The organism is Brevibacillus sp. FW306-2-1A-C05A (assembly GCF_058781555.1).
This window is the reverse complement of the sequence record NZ_JBYSWV010000023.1, coordinates 42,326-66,685: the sequence shown is the minus strand read 5'-3', so window position 1 is coordinate 66,685 and position 24,360 is coordinate 42,326. Positions and strand designations below refer to the sequence as shown.

Sequence of the window (24,360 nt, the reverse complement as noted above, 5' to 3'; positions counted from 1 at the left end):
GTTCCGGTCACAGCGATGAGCGGGCAGTCTGACAGAAAAGAGGAGATTTTTCGATGAAAAAGATTTACGTCATCCATGAAAACAGCGAGTGGACCGTGCATTTGACCAAACGTTTGCAAGAGCTGGGACTGCCGTATGAGGAATGGCATCTGGACGAGGGCGCTGTCGATTTGACGGCAGAGCCGCCGAATGGCGTTTTTTACAGCCGCATGAGCGCTTCCTCCCACACCCGCGATCATCGCTATGCGCCGGAGCTGACGGCAGCGGTTCTGAACTGGCTGGAAAGCCACGGGCGCAAGGTGTTTAACGGCACGAGCGCGCTTCGGCTGGAAGTGAGCAAGGTGGCGCAATACCTCGCGCTTGGCGAGTTCGGGATTCGCACGCCGAAGACGATCGCCACCGTCGGGCGCAAGCAACTGATAAATGCGGCGCAGTCGTTTGCAGGCCAGCCGTTCATCACCAAGCATAACCGCGCAGGAAAAGGTCTGGGCGTACAGTTGTTCCATTCGCAGGAAGCGTTGGCGGCTTATGTGAACGGCCCGGATTTTGACGAGCCGGTAGACGGCATTACGCTGATCCAGGAGTACATCCAGGCGCCGGAGCCGTGCATTACCCGCTGTGAGTTCGTGGGCGGCCGCTTCATTTATGCGGTGAAGGTCGATACGTCGGAAGGCTTCGAACTGTGCCCGGCAGATGCGTGCCAGATCGGCGACCTGTTCTGCCCGGTGGGCGAGGAAGTGCCTGCGAAGCCGAAGTTCCAGGTGATCGAAGGCTTTGCGGATCCGATTATTCAGCAGTACGAGCGCTTTTTGACGGCGAACAAAATCCAGGTCGCAGGCATCGAGTTCATCCGCAACCGCGACGGGGAAATTTTCACCTATGACATCAACACGAATACGAACTACAACTCGGACGCCGAAGCGGCTTCGGGAATTTACGGCATGCTGGAAGTAGCCAAATTCCTCGGACGCGAGCTGGCGGCGATCGAATAGCAGCATACAGGCAGACAGACGGCAAAAGCTCTCTTGCAAAAGAGGGCTTTTTTGTTTTGCGCACGGGCACAGCAGCACAGCTTCCGGCGTTATCGGTCCAGTGCGCCTGGGCGGCGGCGGGCGCTCAAGCATGCGTGCCATACTTCTTCATACACATTACTTTGTCATGCGTAGTAATATGTGTTATGCTGTACATGCGAGGTGAACCGGATGGGCGACAAAAGCATCAGCAGCGACATTATTCGCGGGCATATTGATGCGATCATTTTGCGGGTGCTGTGCGAAAAAGACAGCTACGGCTACGAGATCATCAAAACGATTTTCAAAAACAGCGGTGAACAATACGAGCTGAAAGAGCCTTCCTTGTACACGAGCCTGAAAAGGTTGGAGGCGCAAAAGCTGATCGTGTCGTACTGGGGCGATGAGAGCCAGGGCGGAAGGCGCAAATATTATCAGGTGACCGAGGCAGGAAGAGCGGCGTATGCCAGTGCGCTCGCGTCCTGGAAGGTTGCCAGGCAATTAATCGATCAGCTTATCGAAAGGCGGGAGGAAGCGTAATGCATAGTCTGCAAATCCATGTGGAAAAGCTGTTCGCCAAGTACAAAAGCAGCAGGCAAATCGAAGAGCTGAAGTGGGAAGTGCTGAGCAATCTGGAGGCGCGAGTGGCGGATCTGGTCGCAGACGGGATGCCGCTGGAGCAGGCGGTGAAAAAGGCGACAGACCAGCTTCCCTCGGTCGATTCGCTCGTCGGGGAAAGCCGGTCGGTCTATGTCCTTGCTTTTTGGCAAGAGCTGCTGCAGCGGGCCCTGCTCTACACTTTGGTAGCCTGGATTGCGACGATGCCGCTGCGCATTTGGGGGATGGGCATTTCGGTAAACCACGGCTTGTTGGTACTATGTTTGCTCGAAGGAATCGTCTACGCCGTCTTGCTCCGGAGCAAGCGCCTGTCCGCTGCCGCAAAAAAGAGCGAGCTGAATTTGCGCACGGCGTTTCGGTTGCGCAAAATCGGGTGGTCGCTGTGGGCGCTGTATATGGCGGTTTCTTTCGCGTACACGACAGCGATTCACTTTGCCAGCCATATATGGTTCGCCAGAGCGGTCAGCCTGTCAGGGCCTTACCAGTTTGCCACGGTAGCGGTAGAGTACGTGCTGCCCGCCGTGTCGATCATCGTGCCGCTTTTGCTGCACGCGCTGCCAGAAGCGATCATGAAATGCGAAGCGAGAGAGGAGGAGTGACGTGAAAAATAAGCTGATTTTGTTGCTCGCCTTGCTCGGGATTGGCCTGTTTGCTGTCATTCAAGGCTGGATTCTCCCGAAAAAGGAGCTTGCTGCCGAGCAGTACCTCGCTGACCAGCAAAGCCCGCTGACGCACGATCTGCAAACGATTTTGCCGTACAAAAACAAGTACATGGGCGATGTTTCCAACCTGAATCTGTTCAACCATCTGCCGTTGAAAGACTTGAAACGGTCGTATCAGTTGCGCTCCGACGAATTTGCCATAGAAGTTCATTACGAAGCCGACGAGTTGCGCGAGGATGAAAAAGCGATCCGGCAGATGCTGCTCTACAATTCGGTCGCCGCCTTCGCCTTGATCGACAATTTGCAGACGATTGACTACCGGTTTTTGGACCGGACGCTGACTGTCTCCCGCTCCCGGATTCAGCAACTGTTCGGGGACGATCTGGCAGCGCTTTTGACGACGGAAAAATGGCGCGCAAACGTGCAGCAGAAATGGCAGGATGCCCGGTTTTTGCAAGAAGGCGTGAAGGCGCTGGAGGAAAAGCAGTAGGAGGCCAAAGCCAAAAGGCGCATCTTCTCTGGTCGACCGCCTCTTCGCCCAATACCAGCGGGAGATGAAACACGGTCGGCGACGAGGGGACATGGCCGTGAAGTAGAAAAGCCTTTTCCCGTCTACGCTCTGCGCAAAGCAGTTGCGATGAAGGGAAAAGGCTTTTTTGTACGCTTTTTTCAGCCAGAAAAAGCAGGCGAATAACGCACCGTGCCATGAACCCCGTCCAGGCTGCCGGGCGCAAGCTCCAGCGCCATAAACAGCTCGTCGGGAATCTCGAACGGAGCGCGGATGCCCCAATGAGAGGCGGGGCGGAAGCCGAATTTGGGATAGTAGCGCTCATGTCCGAGCACGACAAGCGCTTTGTAGCCGAGCGCTCGGGCGGCATTGATCGAATGGTTGATGAGTGCCGCCCCGATGCCTTTTCCCTGATGAGAGGGGAGTACGGAGACGGGGGCGAGAGCAAGCGCCTCGTCAAAGGAGCCGCCATCGTGCTCGATCTTGATTTTGCTCAGCAGCAGATGGCCGACGATGCGGCCGTTCTCTTCGAAAACGAGCGAGAGCGCAGGCACGAACTCGGCTGATTCCCGCAGGCGCTTGACGAGCAAATGCTCCGTTTGATCGCAGAAAGGCTGGCCAGCAAACGCTGCTTGCACCACCTGCTCGGTCGTATGGTAGTCTTGCGGTTCTTCTGTGCGAATGGTCATGAACAATCCTCCGCTGTATTCAGGTTTTCGTCCATTATATACCAGAGAGGGTTACAATCGCCTTCGCTCAAAAAAACAAACTCAACATGTAGTAGAGCGCCGCTGAAATCAGTGCGGAGATCGGCAGTGTAATAAACCAGGTGATGATGATCCGTTTGGCGACGCCCCAATTGACGCCCTTCAGCCGTTTCGCTGCGCCGACCCCCATAATCCCCGAGGAAATCACGTGTGTCGAGCTGACCGGAAGCCCCAACTGCGTAAATGTAAAAATGATCGTGGAGGAGCTTAAATCAGCGGTAGCGCCGTTGATCGGCTCGATTTTCGTAATTTTGCCGCCGACCGTCTTGATGATCTTCCAGCCGCCGACAGACGTTCCCAGCCCCATGGAAATCGCGCAAATAAGCTGGACCCAAAACGGAATCGACGCGGTATCCGCATGCAAATCGGCAGCCACCAGGGCGAAGACGATGATCCCCATTGCTTTTTGCGCGTCGTTGGTGCCGTGGGTAAAAGATTGCAGGGCGGCGGTGAGAATCTGGAAGTAGCGAAAGCCCCGGTTTACTTTGGCGGGCGGTATCTGGATGCTGCGGAACAGGGCGTAGACCAGCTTCATGAGCAGAAAAGCAGCCACAAGCGCGATGATCGGCGACAAAATCAGCGCCTCGAAAATTTCCAAAAAGCCGTTCCAGTTGATTTGCGAAACGCCAGCCGAAGCGAAAACGGCACCTACGACGGAACCGATGAGCGCATGGGACGAACTGCTCGGAATGCCGTACCACCAGGTGACCAGATTCCAGAAAATCGCCGCGACCAAGGCAGCCAGCACGATCAGCACGCCGTATTCCAGCTTGGCGGGATCGGCAATCTTTCCCCCGATTGTTTTGGCGACTCCTGTAAAAGCAAGCGCGCCGACGAAGTTCATGATCGCGGCCAGGGCGATGGCGGTTTTCGGCGGCAAAGCTTTGGTCGAGACTGTGGTGGCGATGGCATTGGCTGTATCGTGAAAGCCGTTGATGAAGTCAAAGGAAACGGCCAGAACAATGACAGCGATCACAAGAGGCAGGCTAGTGTGCATGGAAGGGAGCCTCCTTCGTTTATGTATTGCTCATAATCACCGTCTCCATCGCATCGGCGACGTCCTCGCAATGATCCATGACATCCTCAAGCACATCGTAAATTTCCTTGAACTGCATGATGTGAATCGGATCGCTCGTCGACTTGAAAAGCCGCCGGATGCTTTCCCGCACCAGCTCATCGCCGGCGCTTTCCAGATCGTTGATGCGAATGATGTACTCCTTCATGCCGGGCAGCTTTTGTTTTTGCAACAGTTCAATCGCGAACAAAATTTGCTGGGTCGCATCCTCAATCAGTTGGCCGAATTTGACCATCGTCTCATCCGGCTCCATGATGTCGTACATGTACAGGCGAGCGGCACACCCCTCCAGGCCGTCCAGCACATCATCCAGCTTGACGGCCAGATTCAGCACGTCCTCGCGTTCAATCGCGGAAATAAACGTTTTGTTGATCCGGACGATGATCTCGTGAATCAGTTTGTCGCCTTTTGACTCATACTCTTTCATTTCCTCGGAAAAGCGTTTTAGCGTATCCAGCGACTTGATTTTATACTTATTGAAATAAATGGCCGAGTCGTACACGTTTTTGGCGATGGCGTATAACTCATCCAGCAGGGCGTCCGATTTGGTAAAAAGCATAAAAAGACCTCCACATAGGAATCCGACTAGGGATATTTTAAGTGGAGGCGTGAGCATTTATGCACTTTTCGCAGAGCTAGGCAAAATATAGCTGGCTTGCCATGTAGGCGGCGACTCCCCACATGATGAGCGCAGAGACGATGTTGAGGCTGCGCAGCAAGGACCCTGACCGATCCAGCTTGCCCATGATTCTGCCTGCCACGGACAAGCCGAAAAACCAGAGGCAGGAGACGAGGATGCAGGCGATGGTGAAGCCCCATTTTTCTGCTCCCGCATAGCTGAGCGAGCTGGTCCCGATGACCCCGATTGTGTCGAGGATCGCGTGCGGATTGAGCAAAGAGACGGAAGCGGCGAACATCATCTGCTTTTTGGCGGAAAAGCTTGCTTTTTCCCCGTTATCCAGGCTTGGTCGGCTGCTCCAGGTCAGGTAGCCCATGTACAGCAAAAAACAAACCCCGATGACGTACAAGACGGTTTTCAGCCAGGCAACAGTCAAGACGACCAGCGAAACGCCGAGGACGGCGAGCAAAATCAGGAGCGCATCACAGGCGGCTGCCGTCAGGACGACGGGAGCAGCTCTCCACAGCGTAGGCTGTGCGGCCCCTTGGTTGAATACAAACACGTTTTGCGCACCCAGCGGCAAAATCAGCCCGAAGGCGAGCACAAACCCGTGCAAAATGGCTTCCAGCACAATTCCTTCCTCCTTTTACGATAGAAGCAAACAAAATAATGGCGCTATGGACATTATTCATGAGGAAGGGCAGAATGTCTCCAGCCAATTGGTTTACTCCTGGACCAACCAATTTGTACAATAGAGCAAAGGAGAGGGGAACGGATGCTGACGATTGACTGGAAGCCGGACAAATCCGGTGACATGCCTGTTTACGCGCAAATTGTCGCGTACATCAAAGGAAAAATTGCCGGAGGGGAGTGGCCGGTCAACAGCAAGCTGCCTACACAGCGCGCATTGGCTGCTGCCTTCGAGGTGAACCGCAGCACGGTTGTGACTGCATTGGAGGAGCTGAAAGCGGAAGGGCTGATCGAATCGACGGTCGGGAGCGGTTCGGTCATCTGCAACAACACATGGTCGCTGTTGACGACCACACCGCCGCCGGATTGGCTGGGCTATGTGCGGGCGGGCACGCACCTGCCCAATTCGCCGACGATCCAGGACATTAACCGTTATGAGCCAAACCCGCGCTTCATCCGCCTGGGTACAGGAGAGCTTTCGCCCGCGCTGATCCCGACGGCGGAGATGGAGGAAGTGCTTGGCGACCTGCGGGGAAAAATGATTCAGCTCGGCTACTCCGAGCCGAAGGGGCTTTTGCCGCTGCGCGAGGCGATCAGCGCTCACCTGCGCACGCGAGGGGTCGAAGCTTCCCCGGCGTCCATTTTGGTTGTATCCGGTGCGTTGCAGGCTTTGCAGTTGATCTCGCTCGGGATTTTGCACCGTGGCTCGACGATTTTGCTGGAGCAGCCCTCGTACTTGTTTTCGCTGCCGTTATTCCAGTCGTCAGGGATGAGGCTGGCTGGCGTAGCAATGGATGGGGAAGGGATAGCGCCTGCCTCTGTCGTCCGGCAGAAGCAGCTTCATAACGGAGCGCTGCTCTATACGATCCCGGCTTTTCACAATCCGACCGGGATTTTGATGAGCGAACAGCGCAAGCGGCAGCTCATGGCCGTATGCGAACAGGAGCGGCTGCCTGTCCTGGAGGACGATGTGTACGGCGAGCTGTGGCTGGACGAGCCGGGGCCAGCGCCGCTCAAGGCGAGCGATCAGAGCGGGTTGGTGCTCTACCTTGGCAGCTTGTCGAAAACGCTTAGCCCGGGCCTGCGAATCGGCTGGATCGTAGGGCCGCAGCCTGTGATTGAACGGCTGGCCGATGTGAAAATGCAGATTGACTACGGGTCCAGCGCCCTCTCGCAATGGGCGGCGACAGAATGGCTGACGAGCGGGCGCTATCAACGTCACCTCGAACGAATCCGCACGGCGCTCAAGGAGAGAAGAGGGCGGATGGGCGAGCTTCTCGAACGTTGGTTTTCCGACTTGGCCGACTGGCAGATGCCGCAGGGCGGCTTTTACATCTGGCTGCGTCTGCGCCAGCCCGTGTCGATGCGCAAGCTGTTTACGCAGGCGCTGGCAGAAGGCGTCCTGCTCAATCCCGGTTTCGTGTACGACCAGACGGACAGCCAACATCTGCGCTTGTCGTATGCGTATGCGGCAGACGACGAGTTGGAGCGGGCGCTGTTCACTGTCGCCCAGCTTTTGCGGGCCAATGGCTGAAAACAGGTGGAGGCTGCTTGCTGAAAGCGCAAAGCCGAAAGTCGCTCAAGGATTCCAGCGTGCTTTTGCCGTCCTCCCTTTCAACACGGCGGACAGCAAATACAGCAAGGAGGCAATGAGAAAGAAGGAAAATTTGTCTGCATTCATGGACAAGTACAGGCTGAGCGGAAAGGAGACGATAAAAGAAAGCAAAATAACGGGCGGCTTTACAAAGGAAGCAAGCAAGCCGAGCAACGCCGGGAGCACGAGGCAAAGAGACGTCAGCGCAGAGACGGAGGACTTTTCGGACAGCAAAACGTACCACAGAACCAGGGAACCTGCAGAAGCGAGCAAGCCACAAAGCAGAGAGAGCCAAAACAGAAAACCGTCTTTCATCTGGATCACCCCTTCTCCAACAAATTATACAATCTGGAAAAAGGAGTAAAAAGACCTTCAGAAGAAAACGCCGCAAGCACAACAAGCAGCCCCGGCCCGAACGAATGTCGGACCAAGGCTGCGTCAGCCATGCTGGAAGAAAAAACAGCAAAATTAATGATACGGAAACTGACTGGAGTAGCCGGAGAACTGCTGGTAAGCTTGCTGCAGCTTTTGCTGTTCCTCCGCTTCGAGCTTGTACCAGCCTTTTTGGAACATGAGGTTGAACGTATCGCGCGCCGACTGGTGCGTCTCGTTCAACAGTTGCAGCATGTCGCTGTACAGTTGCTGGTGGCTCATCTCGCGCACCGCGACGTTCAGGCTGTCGGTGACGTATTTGCAGGTCGCCAGACAATCGTTGAGAAAATCGCGGTCATTCATTTGCGGCCCTTTGATTTGCGGCAACTGTCCGGATTGCGGGTTTGCGATCTGGTTTTGGTTTGGCATCCTTGTTCTCCTCCCTTACTGCATCTGTTGTTGCTGTTGTTGGGATTGGGTCTGCGGCAAGGTCGCCATGACGGCTGTGTTGTTGTTTTGCAGGTGGGAGAGCAGCTTTTCGTAGTGCTGCTGGTGCATGCGGCCCGTTTTCTCCAGACATTGCTTCACGTCCGGGTCTGTGGCTTGCTGGGCAAAGAAATGCAGCTTTTTAAAGGCGAGCAGCTCCCAGGACAACGCATCTTTCAGGTAGCTCAAGTCTTTGGTCGTGATGACTTTGGGCGGCTCGGGAATCGGCGCTTGTTGAAAAGGCGTGGAAGACATGATGGATGGCATCTGATTGCTCCTTTCATGTGTGATACACGTATAGGATGGGCAACAAGACAGCAAGTAACCCTGCCTCTTTCCGCCAAAAAAAGAACCGATCCGAGAAAGGACCGGTTCCGCTATTTTGCAGAGGCGAGCTCCAGCGAGGCGACCTGAATGTCGATGCTGGCCGGGGCGATGTTGAGGCAAAAGCTGGCTTCCTTGTGCAAATCTTCCTGAATGTCCCGGATCAATCGGGTCATATCCGCCAAAAAAGGCAGCTTGAGGGCCAGCGTGATCTGCAGGCGAGGCAAATCGTCGAAGGAAAAGGCAACTTTGACGACCTGGCTGACTTCTTCGTAACGGCTGCAAGCAGCCAGCGTAATTTTGCGCAGCACTTGGGGATGAATCAGGATGCGGCCGCCGGAAAAAGGCGGGTGAACCACGGTCGATTCGCCGATGACTTCCTTTTTCGAGCTGAAAATGCGGGTGGCAGAAGCAATCAGCCGCTGCAAATAGTCTTTTTCAACCTCGACCCGCGGGATCGGGATGACGTGCCTGCCCATCGTCTCCCGCACGTAGCGCGCCGCCTCGATTTCCTGCGGCGGCTTGATGGACTCGATGGGAATGTATTCAATAGAAGCAGGAAGGTGCAGCGCCTCGACAATCCGTGTAATCATGCGCTGCGACGTGCCGAGAATCAGCAAGCGTCCCGGCTGAATCTGCTCCAGGCTGCGCCGCACTTCCTCTGCGTGCTCGTCGTAGTGAAAAATCGCCCGCTTGACCGCCTGGATTTTTGTCTTTTCGTACTTGGCGGAGGTACCAGCCACCTTGCGACCCTGGTAGATCAGGATGCCGTCGTCAATAATGGCGTCGATATTCATGCGGTGGGCGAGTTCTAGTGCACTGGAGCTTTTTCCTGTACCACTGGTGCCGTACAAGGCGTAGATTTCCATCGGATACCTCCCTCGTTAAGCTTCTCGCAAAAAATAGGGCAACGGTGCGCCTGCTTGCGTGCGCGCCCGGACATGCTTTGTTTCAACATGGTAACGCACAGGCGGCTCACGAAGCAACCATCTTTGCGAAAAGCTCTTACCGATACTTACCGATACTGCGCGCCCATTTCCCTGGCGCGCTCTGTCGCCCGCAGGATGGCTGCTGTTACCGCCTCCTGGAACCGATACGACTCCAACACTTCCAGCCCGGCCTGCGTAGTTCCGCCAGGGCTGGTGACTTGCCTGCGCAGCAGGGCAGGCTCTGCGCGCGTCTCCAGCAGCATATGGGCCGCGCCGATCACCGTCTGGAGAGTGAGCTGACGGGCCATTTCCCGATCCAGCCCGGCTGTCGCGCCTGCTCCCATCATCGCTTCGACCAAATAATAAATATAGGCCGGGCCGCTGCCGGACAGCCCTGTGATAATATCGAGCTCTTCTTCTGCGACTTCGTGCACGGTGCCAATCGCTTCAAACAGGCGCGTGGCGAGTGCAAGCTGCTCGGGACGCACAAACGCATTGGCACTCAGTCCTGTCGCAGACAGCCCGACAGCGGATGACGTGTTCGGCATCGTGCGAATGATCGGGCAGTCTACCCCCAGCCATTCGCCGATCAGGCTGGTAGGAACGCCTGCGATGACGGAAATAATCAGTTGGTTCGGAGAGATGGTTCCGCGCAGTTCGAGTAGCGCTTCCCCCGCGTCCTTTGGCTTGATCGCCAAAATCAAAATGTCAGATGCCCGCGCCACCGCCAGTTTATCCGTGGTGGCGTTGACCCCGTATGCGTCCGTCAACTGCTCCAGGCGCACCGCGTTGTTGCGGTTGGTGACGAAGATGCGGTCTGCTGCGGTCAAGCCTTTTTTCAAAATCCCCGAAAGCATCGCTTCCACGATGGAGCCTGCGCCGAGAAAGCCGATTTGTCCGGTTGTTATACTGGCTGTTTGGTTGCTCATCGCTGTTTCCTCCCTTTGGACTAGCGGATTTGTCCCGTTCCACGTACGACGTACTTGTAGGAAGTGAGTGCGGGCAAGCCCATCGGCCCGCGGGCGTGCAGCTTTTGCGTGCTGATCCCGATCTCGGCGCCAAAGCCGAACTCTCCGCCGTCGGTAAAGCGGGTAGAGGCGTTGTGATAGACAGCAGTTGCGTCGACAGCGGCCAAAAATTGATTCGCTGCGGCGTCGTCTTCCGTCACGATCGCTTCGGAGTGGCCTGAGCTGTGCGCGGTTATATGCTCAATCGCTTCGGCCAGACTGTCGACTGTGCGGACAGCCAGGATGAGAGCGGAGTATTCCGTATCCCAGTCCGCCGCCTGGGCTTCGCGGAGGAGAGAAGCGAGCTCATGGTGCGCCTCTCGCGTTTTGGCGCAGACGCGCAGTTCGACTCCTTGATCGAGCAGCTTTTGCAGCAGCGCCCGCTGGTAGTCGTGCGGCCAGTTGCGGTGGAGGAGCAGCGTTTCGGCTGCGTTGCAGACCGCGGGGCGGCTTGTTTTCGCGTTGACGGCGATTGCTTCTGCCATGTCGTAGCGGGCCGCCTGATCGATATAGATGTGGCAGTTGCCTACTCCCGTTTCCAGCACAGGCACGCTGGACAGTTGCAGCACGCGCTGGATCAGACCTGCTCCGCCGCGCGGGATGATGACGTCGACCAGTCCGTTTGCGGTACATAACAGGTCGACAGAAGCATGCTCGGCAAAAGGCAGGTATTGCACAGCGGCTTCGGGTAGTTCTGTCGCTGCCAGCGCCTCGCGAATCGAGCGGGCCAACGCGACGTTGCTGTTGACGGCGCTGTGGCTGCCGCGCAGGACGATCGCATTGCCGGTTTTCAGCGCAATCGCCGCCGCATCGACGGTGACATTCGGCCGAGCTTCGTACACCATGCCGATGACGCCAAGCGGGACGCGAATCTGTTCGATGACGAGACCATTCGGCTGCGTCCAGGAATCCATTTTTTGTCCGACAGGATCATCGAGAGCGGCCAAGGAAGCCAGGCTTTCCACGAGATCGTGTACACGCGCAGGTGTCAGGCGCAGGCGGTCGAGGTAAGAGGCGGGCTGTCCGTCAACTTCCGCCTTGGCGATATCCAGCTCGTTTGCCGCCAGGATGGTTTTTTCGTCGGCCAGCAGCTTTTCGCCGATGGCAGCCAATGCCCTGTCTTTTTCTGTACGGGTCAAGAGCGCCATTTGCCGTGAAGCCTGTTTAGCCAGCGAGAGTTGTGCATACACTTTTTCTTTCAAGCTTTCCATTGTCTCCCCATCTCCTTTTCTCTCTTTCGGTTTCAAAACGTTTTCGAGCGTGCCGGGGTCCATTCATCGCGGTGGATTACGGTACCGCTGCGTCGCGTCAAGCCAGAAGGTGAGAGCGAATCCAGGAGCTGGGCAGCGCCGTACCTGCTGACGCCCCGGCCGATCAGAGCGCCTTCGCAATACACCTCGATAACCTCGCCTTCCTCGAACATCCCCGAGACATCGCGTACGCCCGCCAGAAGCAGGCTGCGGCTTTTTTCCAAAATCGCTTCCGCCGCCCCGCTGTCGACCGTGATCGTGCCGCGAACAGGGGAGTGGAGCGCGATCCATTGCTTGCGCGTGGAAACGCCGGCTGTTGCAGGGGATTCGGGACGGTAGCCGACGTAGGTGCCATCGCCGTTGCCCGCAAGCACCTTGATAAGATCAGCCGATTGCGCCAATTTTCCGATAAAGCTCGGGATTCCCAAGCCTTGCGCCGTTTTCGCGGCGATCAGCTTCGAGCGCATTCCGCCCGTGCCGAGCTGTGACGCGCCTCCTGCCAACGCCTCGATTTCCTCTGTCACCTGCTCAAGCGAGCCGATTCGCCGGGCGTCCGGATGGTGGCGCGGGTCTTTGTCGTACAGTCCGTTCGTATCGGTGAGAATCATGTACAAATCAGCGTGGACCAGTCCGGCCACCAGCGCGCCGAGCATGTCGTTGTCGCCAAAGGTCAGCTCCGCCACAGATACCGTGTCATTTTCGTTGATGATCGGCAAAATGTTTTTGTCCAAAAGCAGCGACAACGTTTGAAAAGCGTGCTGGTAACGCTCGCGATCGGAGAAGTCTCCCCGCGTCAGCAAAATTTGCGCCACGCTGAAGTGATGGGCCGCGAACATTTGCGTGTACGTCTGCATCAGCAGGCTTTGCCCGATGGCTGCGGCGGCCTGCTTGGCAGCGAGAGAGCGGGGGCGCTGCTGGTAGCCAAGACGTTGATAGCCGCTCGCGACCGCGCCCGAGGAAACGAGCACGACCTGGTGCCCTGCCTCGCGCAGCTTGCTGACAGCGGAGACGAGCAAGGACATTTTCGCCGGGTCCACGCCACCGCCTGCCGCGGCAATCGAACTGCTGCCCACTTTGACAACCAAACGCATTTTTCCCTTCTTCATACTTTGACCTCCTAGCACTTACTTGTATCCATGTGAAAAAGCAATAAAAAAAGCCCAATCGTCTCTTTGATAAGGACGAAAGGGCATGTTAGCCTTACGCGGTACCACCTTAATTGACGTCTGCCGACAGAAGATACCCGTCAAGTCGCAAACATCCAGCTCTCTTTCTTTGATAACAGGTGAAAGAAACCCGTCCAGGTCTTCCCTGGATGCTCTGGGGTGGGTTCAAACCGATTCATGGACGAAACCTCTCAGCCGTTGGATTTCGCTCTCTGGACCTGAAGGGCGGTTTTACTGTTCCCCGTCATTGCCGCTCGCTATGCGCTTGTTAATTCACTATTATTCGCCGGGCCTATAAGAAATGTCAAGAGGGTTTATTGAAATTGTTCGCTGCCGTACGTGCCCGATCTTGTTTTGATCTCGAACCGCTTCGTCTTCTGATCGCGAACGAGGCGGTAGTGCAGCGTGCGGTCGGAGGCAAAAGACGAGTCGGTCGCGTCCTGGACCGTTACGTTCAGCTCGCCGTTTGCTTTGGCGACCGTCGTATTGCGGACGGAGATCAGGACCGGATAGTCGACGCGCGGAATCGCAATGTACAGCTTTTCCTTGACCAGCTTCGTCGTCAGCTTGTCGTACATCGCCAGCGCGAGCGGCGTGCTCCAGAAACGGCCGAAGTACTTGACGATTTTGTCCTTGCTGTCAAATTGCTTCGGCAGCTCGCGGAACGCCAGCCCGTCCTCGTAGACGGTTTTGCCTTTGGCGTTGTCGAGCGCGGCGAAGTACACTTCCTCCAGCAGATGTTCGGCACGGTTGAGGAACAGGACGACATCCATTTTGTTGTCGCCGAGCTTCTGCATGGCAGACAGCTTCACGGGCTTGCTCTGGGCTTTCGTCTTGCTTTTGCTCTCTTCCTTGGCGGGAAGGGCACAGCCTGTAACGATCAGGGAGAGGGACAGAAAAATCATCCATTTTTTCCAGTTGGTTTTCATAGCGCACCTCACTTGAAAAGCCGTTGTTACCTGTTAGCGTGTGTGGCAAAAGAAATAAATAACCATGTGAAAAGATGCCAGTTGAAAAACAGGGCGGGATCACGGAAAAAGGAAACAGGATAGGGGTTGTCTGACAACGGGATTATGTCTATCATGGAGAGAGTTGTGCAGATCGAACGATTGAGGTGGAAAATACATGTTTGGATTTGGAAAAAAGGCAAAGAAGCTAGACGGCATTGATATTTTGATTATCAAGACCATTGAGGCGAAAAACCGCAACTTTTACCAGGTTGCTTTTCCCAGCGTGGTAGCAAACGATGTGATGTCCATGCTGCAAAAGCTGGAAAAATCGAAAATCAACCAGCAAGAATTTTTGGGCGAGATCGGCGGCTTTCGCATCGTGACTCACCTGGAAGCGCTGACCAGCTACAATGTGCTCGATGACGCGGATATGGAAGCGCAGCCTGTACAAATTGCCGATTTCGCAAACATCCTGCTCCGCCGCCTGGAAGCGCTGGCGGAGAGCGGCAAGCTGGGTGAATCCGAAGAGTTGGCGTTCATCATGGGCGAGCTGACGATGCTGCGCGATGGCAGCTTTGTACCGCAAGAGTAAAGAATACCCGGATGTTGAAGCCGGCCTTACGCTGGGCAGAATACATGATAAGCCGTTGGGAAACCGACGGCTTTTTTCGTATCCGCAACTTTCTCCTGCCGTTGGGCGTATAGCATAAAGTGGAATCTGTTGGAAATGGGAAAAGTAAAACAGATAGAAGGAGGGACGGACATGATCGAGCTGGTGAATGTGACGAAAAGCTACAACGGGACAAACAAAGCGGTCGATCAGCTAAATCTGACAGTGCCGAAGGGGGAAATATTCGGCTTCCTCGGCCCCAATGGAGCAGGGAAGACGACGACGATCAAGATGGTGACCGGAGTGATCCGCCCGGACCAGGGCGAAATTACGATTAACGGAAAAAACATCGCTTCCCAGCCGCTTGAAGCCAAGCAGCAGTTTGGCTATGTACCGGACAGCCCGGACCAGTTTTTGCGGCTGAAAGGGCTGGAGTACGTCAGCTTCATGGCCGATATGTACGATGTGCCAAAAGACGTGCGCGGGAAGCGGATTCTGGAACTGGCGAACCGCTTTGAAATGACGAACGCGCTCGGCGACCCGATTCAGAGCTACTCGCACGGGATGCGGCAAAAAATCATGATTATGGGCGTGCTTGTGCACAACCCCGAGGTGTGGATTCTCGACGAGCCGTTGACCGGGCTGGACCCCAAGTCGTCGTTTACGCTGAAAGAGATGATGCGGGAGCATGCCGACAGCGGGCGCACCGTATTTTTTTCGACCCACGTGCTGGAAGTGGCGGAAAAGCTCTGTGACCGTGTCGCGATCATCAACAAAGGGAAAATTTTGTTTTGCGGTACCTTCAAAGAGATGCAGCAGCATTTTCAGTCAGATGTTTCGCTGGAGAGCCTGTTCCTGGAGCTGACGAAGCATGAATAAAGTCCTGCTGTTATCCAAAGTGCTGCTTAAAAATGCGGGCTCGACCTGGGGGGCGAAAAAAGGAAGCGGCTGGAAGAAACTGCTGCTTGTCTTGGCGATTTTGATCGGACTGATTCCGATGATGCTCGGGGCTGTCGTCTTTATTTCCGCGATGTACGACGGGCTGGCGCTGCTCGGACAGGAAGCGGCGTTGCTCGGACTGGGAGTGACGGTGGTTTCGGTGGCGATTTTCGTCTTCGGGATTTTGTACGTCCTGAGCGTGTTTTACTACTCGCAGGATGTCGAGCAACTGTTGCCGTTGCCGCTTCGGCCGATGCACATTCTTGGGGCCAAATTCATTGTCGCGCTCTGCTATGAGTATCTTACGGCACTGGTCTTGCTGGGACCGCTTCTGGTAACATACGGAGTGAAGAGCGGGGGAGGCTTTCTGTACTACCTGTTTGCCGTCCTCATTTTTTTGCTCGTGCCCATCGTTCCGCTTGTGATGGCGGCAGTTGTGGTCATGCTGTTCATGCGCTTTACGAACGTGGGCAAAAGCAAGGAGCGCTTCCGCTTAATCAGCGGCCTGTTTGCGATTTGTCTGGCAGTCGGGTTTCAAATGGTCGTGCAGCGCCAGACGAGCGGCGGGGTAGACAGCATAGAACAACTGCAGGAGCTGATTGCCAGCCAGGAGAACGCGTTGTTGAACCTGGTGACGCAGTTTTTCCCTGCGGGCAGGCTCGCGGCACTCGCCTTGCAAGACAGCGGCACGCTGGAATCGCTCGGCTATCTGGCAGTCTTTTTCCTGGTGGCGGTTGCCAGTCTGATCGTCTTTCTTGTGGTCGGAAACAGCTTGTACTTCGCTGGGGTCATGGGGATCAGCGACGCTGTGGCCAAACGAAAAACGGTCGGAGATGCGGCTTTTCAAAAGCTCGTGAAGCAGCGCTCAAGACTCTTGTCCTACTTCTGGAAAGAATGGAAAATGCTCTGGCGGACGCCTGCCTTTTTCCTGAACTGCACGCTCTCCGGCATTCTCGTGCCGATCCTGGGCTTGCTGCCTTTGCTCGCCCGCCGGGATAGCGGAGAGATGCTCGCGCGCCTGCAAGCGACGCTACAGGGCGAGCACGCCGGAGCCATCAGCCTGGCGATTGCCTTCGCCGCTTTTGTGATGCTGGGTGCTCTCAACAGCACTTCGGTTACGGCGATTTCCAGGGATGGACAAGGGTTCTTTTACAACAAGACATTGCCGATTTTGCCCCAGCACCTTTTGCTGGCAAAAGTCATGCCGGGTATCATCCTCAGCACGATCAGCATGTTGTTGCTGCTGGCCGAAGCTGTCTGGCTTCTGGCGCTGTCCGGGGAGTTCATCGTCTGGGCGATCCTGTGCGGGATTCCGGGCGTGATCTTCATCAACCTGGTCGGCATCATGGTCGACCTGCACCTGCCCAAGCTGGGATGGAGCTCAGAGCAGGAAGCGGTGAAGCAGAATCTCAATCCGCTGTTCTCGCTTCTCGTCGGCCTGGTGGCGGGAGGACTGGTTGTCGTGGCTATTAGTTTTGCGGGGACTTCTCTGTTTGCAACGGCTCTGGGACTTTTCGCTCTTTTTGCCCTTCTGGACTTCGGGATTTACCGATTGCTTGTTGCCAAAGGACCAGGGTGGCTGGAAAAGATCGAAGAGTGAGCATAACGTTTGGCTGCTGAAAAGCCGTTCTCCCCGTGCTGGAGTGCGGCTTTTTTCACATGGTCAACGCCAATTAGGAACATTTTGTGAAAAGAGGGTATAAAGAAGTGCGCGATCCATCCCGATACATGAAAGGGGGATCGTTGTTGTCCGGGACGCTCGTCGAGTCCTGGACCTTTCTGCCACAGAAACGGCAGGGAGAACTACATAGAAAAAGGGGTAAAGATTCTGGCAAAGGAGAAAGGAGTATGCGTATAACATGATGAAGCGTTTTGCTCTCTGTTTTCTCATGGCATTGCTGCTCGTGCAAACTGCATGGACGGGCGGTGCACATGCTGCAGGTGTTTTCGATGACACCGAAGGACACTGGGCAGAGCAACAAATTGAAGAACTGGCGAGCCTGGGGATTGTAAAGCGAAACAGCAGCCACGCGTTTTATCCGAACAAGCCGATTACGCGCGGCGAAGCGCTGGCTCTGCTCAACCGCGTATTTGAGACGGCCTACGGCTCGCTTGAGCTGCCGCAGCGAAAAAGCAACCTGGACTACCGCTTTCTGCTTCGGGGGGAAGTAGAACAACTGTTGGTCAACATGAAAGCGATCTGGCAAGTAGAAACGAATGCGCTGTCCAGCTACGATCCGGGCGACAGAATGCTCTATTACTTGTACCTGGCCGAAAGCGGGCAACTGCTCAAAAAACAGCAAAAAGAAAATCCTGACTGGTGGCTGTCCAGCGAAGCCATGCAGCGGCCGTTGACCCGAGAAGAGGCGAGCCTGCTGTTGTTCCACGTGCTGGCGCCGCAAAAATTCAGAACGGCCAATTTGAAGCCGCAAGACGCGGTGACGTACTTCAACAGCTTTTACGAGTGGAAGCAGGATCGGTTCTACCGCGATACATACTCTCCATACCCGCTGGCTATTCGCGAGTTTCAGTTGTTTTTGACCGAAAAGACGTTTTCACCCGAGAAAATCATGACCCGCGCGGAATATGCCGTCGTCATGAAGCGACTGCTCGATTATTACCGCACCGATATGGCAGCCCAGTTCCGCAGCACGGTGGCGCAGCAGCAAAATATCGCCCAACTGTACTTGCGCTCCGCTACTCTCGCGCTGGAGAAAAAGCAGCAGGCCCGCTTGGCCGCCGTGTTCGCTCCCGAACCGTTAAAAGCGATGACAACGCTTCCGCAAGTGCCGAAGTACAACGGCCCGGTGACGATTACAAGCAAGACAGACATGAATGACCCGAAAATTCTTTGGCTGATCGGCCACTATCGCGACCCGGTAAACGGAGACTTCCAGGTCGAATACAAGCTGGAGCAGGATGCGTCGAATGCTTATGGGCGCAAAATCACAGCCGTTCTTTATTCGGAAAAATAGGCAAGCACTATGGGGAGCATCTGTTGCAGGATGCTCCTCTTTGTTTTGAAATGGAAAAGAGGAAGAAACATCGACAAGTGACGATTGCAAATGACAGAATTTTCGATTACAATAAAACTGAACGGTGACTCAGTAGGGGGTCAGCCAAAACATCTCAGGGCGGGTAACATAGCCAACACGTGGGATGTATTTTTTGGCCCACCAACTGAATGAGCATTCATTCAACAAGAGCATGAGCCTTGGCATACAGGAATATGGTTAAGAATAGTAGAACTTATGGAAATGATCTACTAATCTGAAAAGTTGAGCAAGGTTGGCAGCCATTGTGATTATGCCTCGACAGAGGTTCTCTAAAGGAGGATTTGAAGATGGAACGCAAAATTCGCAAAGCGGCGGTTCTCGGCTCTGGCGTCATGGGCGCCGGGATTGCCGCACATCTCGCCAACGTCGGAATCCCTACTTATTTGCTGGACATCGTACCGCGCGAACTGACGGCGGACGAGAGTAAAAAAGGACTGACACTGGCTGATCCGGCAGTGAAAAACCGCATTGCACAGGCGGGCAAAGACAGGCTGCTCAAGGAAAAGCCAGCTCCGCTCTACGATAAAAAGAACATCGAGCTGATAACGGTAGGCAACTTCGAAGACCATTTGCCGCTGCTCGCCGAAGTCGACTGGATCATCGAGGTCGTCGTGGAGAACCTCGAAGTGAAGAAAAGTGTGTTCGCGCAAGTAGAAGCACACCGCAAGCCAGGGACGATCGTCTCTTCCAATACGTCCGGCGTTTCTATCAACGAGATGGCAGAAGGCCGCTCTGACGATTTCCGCAAACATTTTCTCGGCACGCACTTTTTCAACCCGCCGCGCTATTTGAAGCTGCTGGAGCTGATTCCCGGACGCGATACCGACCCGGCTATCGTCGCTTTCATGAAGCAGTTCGGGGAGCATGTGCTCGGAAAAGGAATGGTCGTCTGCAAGGACACGCCAAACTTCATCGCCAACCGCATCGGTACATACGGATTGCAGGTTTCGATCCACGAGATGGTGTGTCTTGGCCTCGGGGTAGATGAAGTCGATGCGCTGACAGGCCCGGTAATCGGCCGTCCGAAGAGCGCGACGTTCCGCACACTCGATGTCGTCGGGCTGGACACGTATGTGCATGTCGCAGGAAACGTCCGCAACAAGAGCACGGACGAAGCGGAGCGCGCTGTCTTTGAGGTTCCGGATTTCGTTTTGCAAATGGTCGAGAAGCGCTGGATCGGACAAAAGGCAGGGCAAGGCTTTTTCAAACAGGTGAAGTCGGCGCAGGGCAAAGAAATTTTGGCGCTGGACATCAACACATTGGAATACCGCCCGAGCGTGAAGCCGAAGTTCCCGTCGCTGGACGCGGCCAAGACGGCGAAAACATTGCCGGAAAAGCTGCGGGCGCTCGCATACGGCAAGGACAAGGGCAGCGAGTTTGTCTGGAGCGTTTTCAAAAAAGTGCTGCTGTATTCCGCTGAAAAGGCTTACGAGATCGCCGACGACATCGTTGCAGTCGATCAGGCGATGAAGTGGGGCTTCGGCTGGGAGCTGGGGCCGTTCGAGACGTGGGATGCCATCGGCGTGGAAAAATCAGTGGCGCGGATGCGCGAGGAAAACGAGCAGATTCCCGCGCTGGTCGAGGAGCTGCTCGCGAGCGGCAAAACCTCCTTCTACCAAAAGGCAGAAGGCAAGCGCCAGGCGTTTGCGATCGGCGGCGTCTACAAAGGCATCGAGGAAAACAAGGAAAACATCAACCTCGCCGCGCTCAAGGAGCAAGGCAAGTTGATTAAGAAAAACGCGGGCGCTGCCCTGATCGACCTGGGCGATGGCGTCGCGTGTCTGGAGTTCACTTCGCCGCACAACGCGCTCGGACTGGATGTATTGCAGATGGCGAACCAGGCGGCAGAAGAAGTGCAGAAAAACTTCGCCGGACTGGTGATCGGCAACCAGGGCAAAAACTTCTGCGTCGGGATGAACCTCGCGATGGCGCTGATGGAAGCGCAAGATGAAAACTGGCTGGAGCTCGACATGCTCGTCAGCAATTTCCATAAAGCGGCCAGAGCGATTCGCTACATGCACCGCCCGGTCGTGGCGGCACCGTTCGGCATGACGCTCGGCGGCGGCGTCGAGGTCACGTACCTGGCTGACCGCGTACAGGTAGCAGCGGAAACGTACCTTGGACTCGTCGAGGTCGGCGTCGGGCTTTTGCCAGGCGGCGGCGGCACGAAGGAAATGCTGTTCCGCGCCATGGAAAACGTGCCGGAGGGCGGCAGCGTGCCAGTCGACCCGTTCCCGTTTGTCGCCAGAGCTTTTGAAACGATTGCGATGGCAAAAGTTTCGACTAGCGGACAGGAAGCGATCAACCTCGGCTACTTGCGGCCGACTGACCGGATCAGCATCAACTCTGACCATCTGTTGTACGATGCGAAGCAGCTCGTGCTCGCGATGGACAAAGAAGGCTATACGCCGCCCAAGCCGCGCAAAATCCGCGTAATCGGAGAGACGGGCTACGCCAACCTGCGCCAAAACATCTATGCGATGAAGAAGAGCGGGTACATTTCCGAGCACGACGAGCTGATCGCGTCCAAAATCGCCTATGTCATGTCTGGCGGCAACGTGCCGGCGGGTACGGAAGTGACCGAGAGCTACATTTTGGAGCTGGAAAAGCAAGCGTTCCTCTCGCTGATTAAGACGCCTAAGACTCAGCAGCGGATGCAGCACATGCTGACCAAAAACAAGCCTTTGCGCAACTAGGGAGAAGGAGGGTAAAACGATGAGAGAAGCAGTAATTGTCGCAGGGGCCCGGACTGCGGTCGGCCGAGCGAAAAAAGGAAGTCTCAAAGACGTACATCCCGTCGACATGGGGGCAGCCGTCGTAGCGGATTTGCTCCGCCGCGTTCCGCAACTGGACCCGGCGGATATCGAGGACGTCATCATGGGGACGGCGGTGCCGGAAGCAGAGCAGGGCATGAATATGGCGCGGCTGATCGGACTGCGCGCCGGACTGCCGACAAATGTCGCGGGCATTACGATCAACCGTTTTTGCTCCTCCGGCTTGCAGACGATTGCCTATGCCGCGCAACAGATTATGGTCGGCAGCTCGGACGTGGTCGTGGCAGGCGGAGTGGAGAGCATGAGCCTCGTGCCGATGCTCGGCCACAAGGTCGCGCTCAATCCGACACTGGTGGAGACGAAGCCTGAGGCGTACATGAGCATGGGGCATACGGCGGAGGAAGTGGCGCGGCGCTACCATGTGACCCGCGAAGACCAGGATGCGTTTGCGCTCCGCAGCCATCAGCGCGCGGTTGCGGCGATCAGCTCGGGCAAGTTCCAGGACGAAATCGTGCCGCTGACGGTGAAGCAGTACACGGTAGACGAAGCCGGAAAGGTGCATATCCGCGAGCGCATTTTTGACAAGGACGAAGGCGCGCGCCCAGATACGACGCTGGAGGCGCTCGCCAAGCTGAAGCCGGTCTTCCACGTGCAGGGCAGCGTAACGGCCGGGAACTCCTCGCAAACGAGCGATGGCGCGGCAGCGGTGATCGTCATGTCAGCCGACAAAGCGGCAGAGCTGGGCGTTTCGCCTATCGCGAAGTTCCGCTCCTTTACCGTTGGCGGGGTGGACCCGGATGTCATGGGGATCGGTCCGGTCGTCGCGATCCCGAAAGCGTTGAAGCTGGCGGGGATCAGCCTGGACGACGTCGATTTGTTCGAGCTGAACGAAGCATTCGCGTCCCAGTCGATTGCGGTCATTCGAGAGCTTGGCCTGGACCCGGAAAAAGTAAACGTCAACGGCGGCGCTATCGCCTTGGGCCATCCACTCGGTTGCAGCGGCGCGAAGCTGACCGTCTCGCTCTTGAATGAAATGAAGCGCAGAGGCGGCAAGTACGGCGTCGTCACTATGTGTATCGGCGGAGGCATGGGAGCCGCAGGCGTTTTTGAAATGATCTAGCACGTACGTCCATTTTCATAAAAGGAGAGGGATAGCATGGCAGATACGAAAGAATTGATCCGTGGTGGAAGCTTTTTGATTGACGCAGGTTCGGCAGACGACGTGTTCGTGCCGGAGGAGTACAGCGAGGAGCAAAAAATGATCGCGAAAACGACGGAGGACTTTGTCGTCAACGAAGTTCGTCCGCATCTGGAAGAATTGGAGCAGCACAACTTCGACATTTCCGTCCGTCTGCTGAAGGAAGCAGGGGAGCTTGGCCTGTTGGCTGGCGATGTGCCGGAGAAGTACGAAGGACTTGGCCTGGATAAAGTCAGCACGGCTTTGGTCACCGAAAAGTTTTCGCTTGCGCGCGGCTTCGCGCTGAGCTATGGCGCACATGTGGGCATCGGCTCGCTGCCGATCGTGTACTTTGGAAACGAAGATCAGAAGCAGCGCTATCTGCCTGATCTGGCGTCCGGAAAACGGATCGCGGCCTATTGCCTGACAGAGCCAGGCTCCGGCTCCGACGCGCTGGGAGCCAAAACGACAGCGACTCTCTCTGCTGACGGCAAGCATTACATCCTCAACGGAGAGAAGCAATGGATCACGAACGCAGGCTTTGCTGACGTGTTTATCGTCTATGCGAAAATCGACGGGGAAAAATTCACGGCCTTCATCGTCGAGCGCACCTTCCCTGGCGTATCGTTTGGACCGGAAGAGAAGAAAATGGGCATCAAGTGCTCCTCGACTCGCACCGTCATTTTGCAGGATGTGCCCGTGCCTGTGGAAAACTTGTTGGGCGAGCCGGGCAGAGGCCACGTCATCGCCTTTAACATCCTGAACGTAGGCCGTTACAAGCTGGCAGTCGGCGCAGTCGGCTCCGCGAAAAAAGCGCTGGAGCTGGCGACGAACTACGCGAAGGAGCGGAAGCAGTTTAAAACGCCAATCGCCAATTTCACTTTGATTAAAAACAAACTGGCGAACATGGCGATCAAAGCGTACGCCGCAGAAAGCTCCGTCTATCGGACAGTCGGCCTGTTCGACACCGCGCTCGGCCGCCTGGGCGAAAAAGCGGATGACGGCGCAGAAGTCGCGAAGGCGATTGCCGACTACGCCATCGAATGCTCGATCAACAAAGTGTTTGCTACGGAAGTTTTGGACTACTGCGTGGACGAAGGCGTGCAAATCCACGGCGGATACGGCTTCATGTCCGAGTACGAGATCGAAAACATGTACCGCGACTCGCGGATCAACCGGATTTTTGAAGGCACGAACGAGATCAACCGACTGCTCATCCCGGACACGTTGGTGAAAAAGGCGATGAAGGGCGAGCTGCCGCTTCTGCAAGCAGCGACCAGCCTGCAAGCCGAGCTGATGAGCTATTACCCGGAGGAGATCGAGGAAGCGCCGCTCGCGGTGGAGAAGCACCTGCTCAGCATGACGCGCAAAATCATCCTGATGGTGGCAGGCTCCGCGCTGATGAAGTACCAGCAAGCGATTTCCAAGGAGCAGGAGCTGCTGGCGTTCGCTGCCGACATGCTGATCGAGCTGTACGCAATGGACAGCATCGTGAAGCGCACGGAAAAAGCGATTGCGGCCAACGGACTGGAAGCGGAGCAGCAAAAGCTGGAGTTGACAGCGGTCTATGTGCATGAAGCGTTTGATCGCATCGAAGCGTGGGCGAAGGAAGCGCTCGCTGCCATGGAAGAAGGAGATGAGCTGCGCCTGCGCCTCTCGATCCTGAAAAAGCTGACACGCCGTACGCCGATCAATACGGTTGCGCTGAAACGGTCGATTGCCGATCGCGTCATCGAAGCAGGCGGATACGTGGTGTAAACCGCACAGACACGCATAC

At 55.9% G+C, this 24,360-nt stretch carries 24 protein-coding genes; 12 read left to right on the top strand and 12 right to left on the bottom strand.

The window, feature by feature from the left end; translation table 11 throughout:
• Window positions 1–53 precede the first annotated feature (53 nt).
• The 4 genes from AC3WJN_RS15105 to AC3WJN_RS15090 all read left to right on the top strand — a co-directional run bounded on the left by AC3WJN_RS15105 (window position 54) and on the right by AC3WJN_RS15090 (window position 2,780).
• Entirely contained in the window at window positions 54–992 is a 939-nt protein-coding gene (locus tag AC3WJN_RS15105) for an ATP-grasp domain-containing protein (protein WP_290426877.1), read from the top strand.
• A 210-nt stretch (window positions 993–1,202) separates the two neighbouring features.
• On the top strand, window positions 1,203–1,550 hold the full coding sequence (locus tag AC3WJN_RS15100) for a PadR family transcriptional regulator (RefSeq protein WP_005833681.1): 348 nt from the start codon (window positions 1,203–1,205) through the stop codon (window positions 1,548–1,550).
• Window positions 1,550–2,227 carry a permease prefix domain 1-containing protein gene (locus tag AC3WJN_RS15095; protein WP_025846277.1) on the top strand — a complete coding sequence of 226 codons (678 nt, stop codon included), beginning with the start codon at window positions 1,550–1,552 and terminating at the stop codon, window positions 2,225–2,227. Before AC3WJN_RS15100 ends, AC3WJN_RS15095 begins: the two co-directional genes overlap by 1 nt.
• 1 nt (window position 2,228) lies before the next feature.
• Window positions 2,229–2,780: a DUF4825 domain-containing protein gene (locus AC3WJN_RS15090; RefSeq protein WP_005833679.1), complete on the top strand. Its 552-nt coding sequence runs from the start codon at window positions 2,229–2,231 to the stop codon at window positions 2,778–2,780.
• Window positions 2,781–2,959: 179 nt separating this feature from the next.
• Here AC3WJN_RS15090 and AC3WJN_RS15085 read toward each other — a convergent pair whose 3' ends face one another.
• From AC3WJN_RS15085 to AC3WJN_RS15070, 4 genes are all read right to left on the bottom strand, one after another.
• Window positions 2,960–3,487, bottom strand: coding sequence for a GNAT family N-acetyltransferase (locus AC3WJN_RS15085; protein WP_081414677.1), 528 nt, complete (start codon window positions 3,485–3,487; stop codon window positions 2,960–2,962).
• Window positions 3,488–3,554: 67 nt separating this feature from the next.
• Window positions 3,555–4,562: an inorganic phosphate transporter gene (locus AC3WJN_RS15080; protein ID WP_005833676.1), complete on the bottom strand. Its 1,008-nt coding sequence runs from the start codon at window positions 4,560–4,562 to the stop codon at window positions 3,555–3,557.
• A 19-nt stretch (window positions 4,563–4,581) separates the two neighbouring features.
• On the bottom strand, window positions 4,582–5,199 hold the full coding sequence (locus AC3WJN_RS15075) for a DUF47 domain-containing protein (RefSeq protein WP_005833675.1): 618 nt from the start codon (window positions 5,197–5,199) through the stop codon (window positions 4,582–4,584).
• Between the two features lie 76 nt (window positions 5,200–5,275).
• The gene (locus AC3WJN_RS15070) at window positions 5,276–5,890 is read right to left on the bottom strand and encodes a LysE/ArgO family amino acid transporter (RefSeq protein ID WP_005833673.1); all 615 of its coding nucleotides are present in this window, start codon (window positions 5,888–5,890) and stop codon (window positions 5,276–5,278) included.
• Between the two features lie 144 nt (window positions 5,891–6,034).
• Here AC3WJN_RS15070 and AC3WJN_RS15065 point away from each other — a divergent pair, with 144 nt between their 5' ends.
• Complete coding sequence (locus AC3WJN_RS15065) at window positions 6,035–7,483, top strand: aminotransferase-like domain-containing protein (protein WP_007787411.1); 1,449 nt, start codon at window positions 6,035–6,037, stop codon at window positions 7,481–7,483.
• A 45-nt stretch (window positions 7,484–7,528) separates the two neighbouring features.
• On the opposite strand, the gene AC3WJN_RS15060 is transcribed toward AC3WJN_RS15065, so the two are convergent.
• The 8 genes from AC3WJN_RS15060 to AC3WJN_RS15025 form a co-directional block, all read right to left on the bottom strand.
• Window positions 7,529–7,858 (bottom strand): hypothetical protein, encoded by a 330-nt coding sequence (locus AC3WJN_RS15060; protein WP_007787409.1) that lies wholly within the window; start codon window positions 7,856–7,858, stop codon window positions 7,529–7,531.
• 153 nt (window positions 7,859–8,011) lie between these two features.
• The gene (locus AC3WJN_RS15055) at window positions 8,012–8,344 is read right to left on the bottom strand and encodes a spore coat protein (protein ID WP_007787407.1); all 333 of its coding nucleotides are present in this window, start codon (window positions 8,342–8,344) and stop codon (window positions 8,012–8,014) included.
• Window positions 8,345–8,359: 15 nt separating this feature from the next.
• Window positions 8,360–8,668, bottom strand: coding sequence for a ferritin-like domain-containing protein (locus AC3WJN_RS15050; RefSeq protein WP_005826669.1), 309 nt, complete (start codon window positions 8,666–8,668; stop codon window positions 8,360–8,362).
• A gap of 110 nt (window positions 8,669–8,778) precedes the next feature.
• Entirely contained in the window at window positions 8,779–9,594 is an 816-nt protein-coding gene (locus AC3WJN_RS15045) for a hypothetical protein (protein ID WP_005826668.1), read from the bottom strand.
• A gap of 146 nt (window positions 9,595–9,740) precedes the next feature.
• Window positions 9,741–10,583 (bottom strand): pyrroline-5-carboxylate reductase, encoded by an 843-nt coding sequence (gene proC / locus AC3WJN_RS15040; RefSeq protein ID WP_007787404.1) that lies wholly within the window; start codon window positions 10,581–10,583, stop codon window positions 9,741–9,743.
• A gap of 20 nt (window positions 10,584–10,603) precedes the next feature.
• Entirely contained in the window at window positions 10,604–11,872 is a 1,269-nt protein-coding gene (locus AC3WJN_RS15035) for a glutamate-5-semialdehyde dehydrogenase (protein ID WP_005826665.1), read from the bottom strand.
• Window positions 11,873–11,904: 32 nt separating this feature from the next.
• A complete protein-coding gene (proB, locus tag AC3WJN_RS15030) occupies window positions 11,905–13,017 on the bottom strand; it encodes a glutamate 5-kinase (protein ID WP_005826664.1) in 1,113 nt (370 codons plus the stop codon).
• Window positions 13,018–13,391: 374 nt separating this feature from the next.
• Window positions 13,392–14,006, bottom strand: a complete 615-nt coding sequence (locus tag AC3WJN_RS15025) for a hypothetical protein (RefSeq protein WP_026558496.1) — start codon at window positions 14,004–14,006, stop codon at window positions 13,392–13,394.
• Window positions 14,007–14,202: 196 nt separating this feature from the next.
• Here AC3WJN_RS15025 and AC3WJN_RS15020 point away from each other — a divergent pair, with 196 nt between their 5' ends.
• From AC3WJN_RS15020 to AC3WJN_RS14990, 7 genes are all read left to right on the top strand, one after another.
• On the top strand, window positions 14,203–14,619 hold the full coding sequence (locus AC3WJN_RS15020) for a hypothetical protein (RefSeq protein WP_005826661.1): 417 nt from the start codon (window positions 14,203–14,205) through the stop codon (window positions 14,617–14,619).
• A 171-nt stretch (window positions 14,620–14,790) separates the two neighbouring features.
• Window positions 14,791–15,516: an ABC transporter ATP-binding protein gene (locus AC3WJN_RS15015; RefSeq protein WP_005826659.1), complete on the top strand. Its 726-nt coding sequence runs from the start codon at window positions 14,791–14,793 to the stop codon at window positions 15,514–15,516.
• Window positions 15,509–17,176 (top strand): putative ABC transporter permease subunit, encoded by a 1,668-nt coding sequence (locus AC3WJN_RS15010; protein ID WP_492329300.1) that lies wholly within the window; start codon window positions 15,509–15,511, stop codon window positions 17,174–17,176. Before AC3WJN_RS15015 ends, AC3WJN_RS15010 begins: the two co-directional genes overlap by 8 nt.
• Before the next feature lie 259 nt (window positions 17,177–17,435).
• On the top strand, window positions 17,436–18,551 hold the full coding sequence (locus tag AC3WJN_RS15005) for an S-layer homology domain-containing protein (RefSeq protein WP_025844037.1): 1,116 nt from the start codon (window positions 17,436–17,438) through the stop codon (window positions 18,549–18,551).
• A 368-nt stretch (window positions 18,552–18,919) separates the two neighbouring features.
• Window positions 18,920–21,328, top strand: coding sequence for a 3-hydroxyacyl-CoA dehydrogenase/enoyl-CoA hydratase family protein (locus AC3WJN_RS15000; RefSeq protein WP_492329299.1), 2,409 nt, complete (start codon window positions 18,920–18,922; stop codon window positions 21,326–21,328).
• Between the two features lie 19 nt (window positions 21,329–21,347).
• Complete coding sequence (locus AC3WJN_RS14995) at window positions 21,348–22,526, top strand: acetyl-CoA C-acetyltransferase (RefSeq protein ID WP_005826653.1); 1,179 nt, start codon at window positions 21,348–21,350, stop codon at window positions 22,524–22,526.
• Between the two features lie 36 nt (window positions 22,527–22,562).
• Complete coding sequence (locus AC3WJN_RS14990; RefSeq protein ID WP_005826652.1) at window positions 22,563–24,341, top strand: acyl-CoA dehydrogenase FadE; 1,779 nt, start codon at window positions 22,563–22,565, stop codon at window positions 24,339–24,341.
• Window positions 24,342–24,360 lie beyond the last annotated feature (19 nt).

What these genes read in the sequence shown, in the direction of transcription:
- AC3WJN_RS15005 (WP_025844037.1), top strand. Translation starts at nt 17,436, where the DNA reads ATGATGAAGCGTTTTGCTCTCTGTTTTCTCATGGCATTGCTGCTCGTG.
- AC3WJN_RS15080 (WP_005833676.1), bottom strand. Translation starts at nt 4,562, where the DNA reads ATGCACACTAGCCTGCCTCTTGTGATCGCTGTCATTGTTCTGGCCGTT.
- AC3WJN_RS15045 (WP_005826668.1), bottom strand. Translation starts at nt 9,594, where the DNA reads ATGGAAATCTACGCCTTGTACGGCACCAGTGGTACAGGAAAAAGCTCC.
- AC3WJN_RS15015 (WP_005826659.1), top strand. Translation starts at nt 14,791, where the DNA reads ATGATCGAGCTGGTGAATGTGACGAAAAGCTACAACGGGACAAACAAA.
- AC3WJN_RS14990 (WP_005826652.1), top strand. Translation starts at nt 22,563, where the DNA reads ATGGCAGATACGAAAGAATTGATCCGTGGTGGAAGCTTTTTGATTGAC.
- AC3WJN_RS15010 (WP_492329300.1), top strand. Translation starts at nt 15,509, where the DNA reads ATGAATAAAGTCCTGCTGTTATCCAAAGTGCTGCTTAAAAATGCGGGC.
- AC3WJN_RS15065 (WP_007787411.1), top strand. Translation starts at nt 6,035, where the DNA reads ATGCTGACGATTGACTGGAAGCCGGACAAATCCGGTGACATGCCTGTT.
- AC3WJN_RS15050 (WP_005826669.1), bottom strand. Translation starts at nt 8,668, where the DNA reads ATGCCATCCATCATGTCTTCCACGCCTTTTCAACAAGCGCCGATTCCC.
- AC3WJN_RS15100 (WP_005833681.1), top strand. Translation starts at nt 1,203, where the DNA reads ATGGGCGACAAAAGCATCAGCAGCGACATTATTCGCGGGCATATTGAT.
- AC3WJN_RS15035 (WP_005826665.1), bottom strand. Translation starts at nt 11,872, where the DNA reads ATGGAAAGCTTGAAAGAAAAAGTGTATGCACAACTCTCGCTGGCTAAA.
- AC3WJN_RS15060 (WP_007787409.1), bottom strand. Translation starts at nt 7,858, where the DNA reads ATGAAAGACGGTTTTCTGTTTTGGCTCTCTCTGCTTTGTGGCTTGCTC.
- AC3WJN_RS15075 (WP_005833675.1), bottom strand. Translation starts at nt 5,199, where the DNA reads ATGCTTTTTACCAAATCGGACGCCCTGCTGGATGAGTTATACGCCATC.
- AC3WJN_RS15055 (WP_007787407.1), bottom strand. Translation starts at nt 8,344, where the DNA reads ATGCCAAACCAAAACCAGATCGCAAACCCGCAATCCGGACAGTTGCCG.
- AC3WJN_RS15105 (WP_290426877.1), top strand. Translation starts at nt 54, where the DNA reads ATGAAAAAGATTTACGTCATCCATGAAAACAGCGAGTGGACCGTGCAT.
- proC (WP_007787404.1), bottom strand. Translation starts at nt 10,583, where the DNA reads ATGAGCAACCAAACAGCCAGTATAACAACCGGACAAATCGGCTTTCTC.
- AC3WJN_RS15020 (WP_005826661.1), top strand. Translation starts at nt 14,203, where the DNA reads ATGTTTGGATTTGGAAAAAAGGCAAAGAAGCTAGACGGCATTGATATT.
- proB (WP_005826664.1), bottom strand. Translation starts at nt 13,017, where the DNA reads ATGAAGAAGGGAAAAATGCGTTTGGTTGTCAAAGTGGGCAGCAGTTCG.
- AC3WJN_RS15085 (WP_081414677.1), bottom strand. Translation starts at nt 3,487, where the DNA reads ATGACCATTCGCACAGAAGAACCGCAAGACTACCATACGACCGAGCAG.
- AC3WJN_RS15095 (WP_025846277.1), top strand. Translation starts at nt 1,550, where the DNA reads ATGCATAGTCTGCAAATCCATGTGGAAAAGCTGTTCGCCAAGTACAAA.
- AC3WJN_RS14995 (WP_005826653.1), top strand. Translation starts at nt 21,348, where the DNA reads ATGAGAGAAGCAGTAATTGTCGCAGGGGCCCGGACTGCGGTCGGCCGA.
- AC3WJN_RS15000 (WP_492329299.1), top strand. Translation starts at nt 18,920, where the DNA reads ATGGAACGCAAAATTCGCAAAGCGGCGGTTCTCGGCTCTGGCGTCATG.
- AC3WJN_RS15025 (WP_026558496.1), bottom strand. Translation starts at nt 14,006, where the DNA reads ATGAAAACCAACTGGAAAAAATGGATGATTTTTCTGTCCCTCTCCCTG.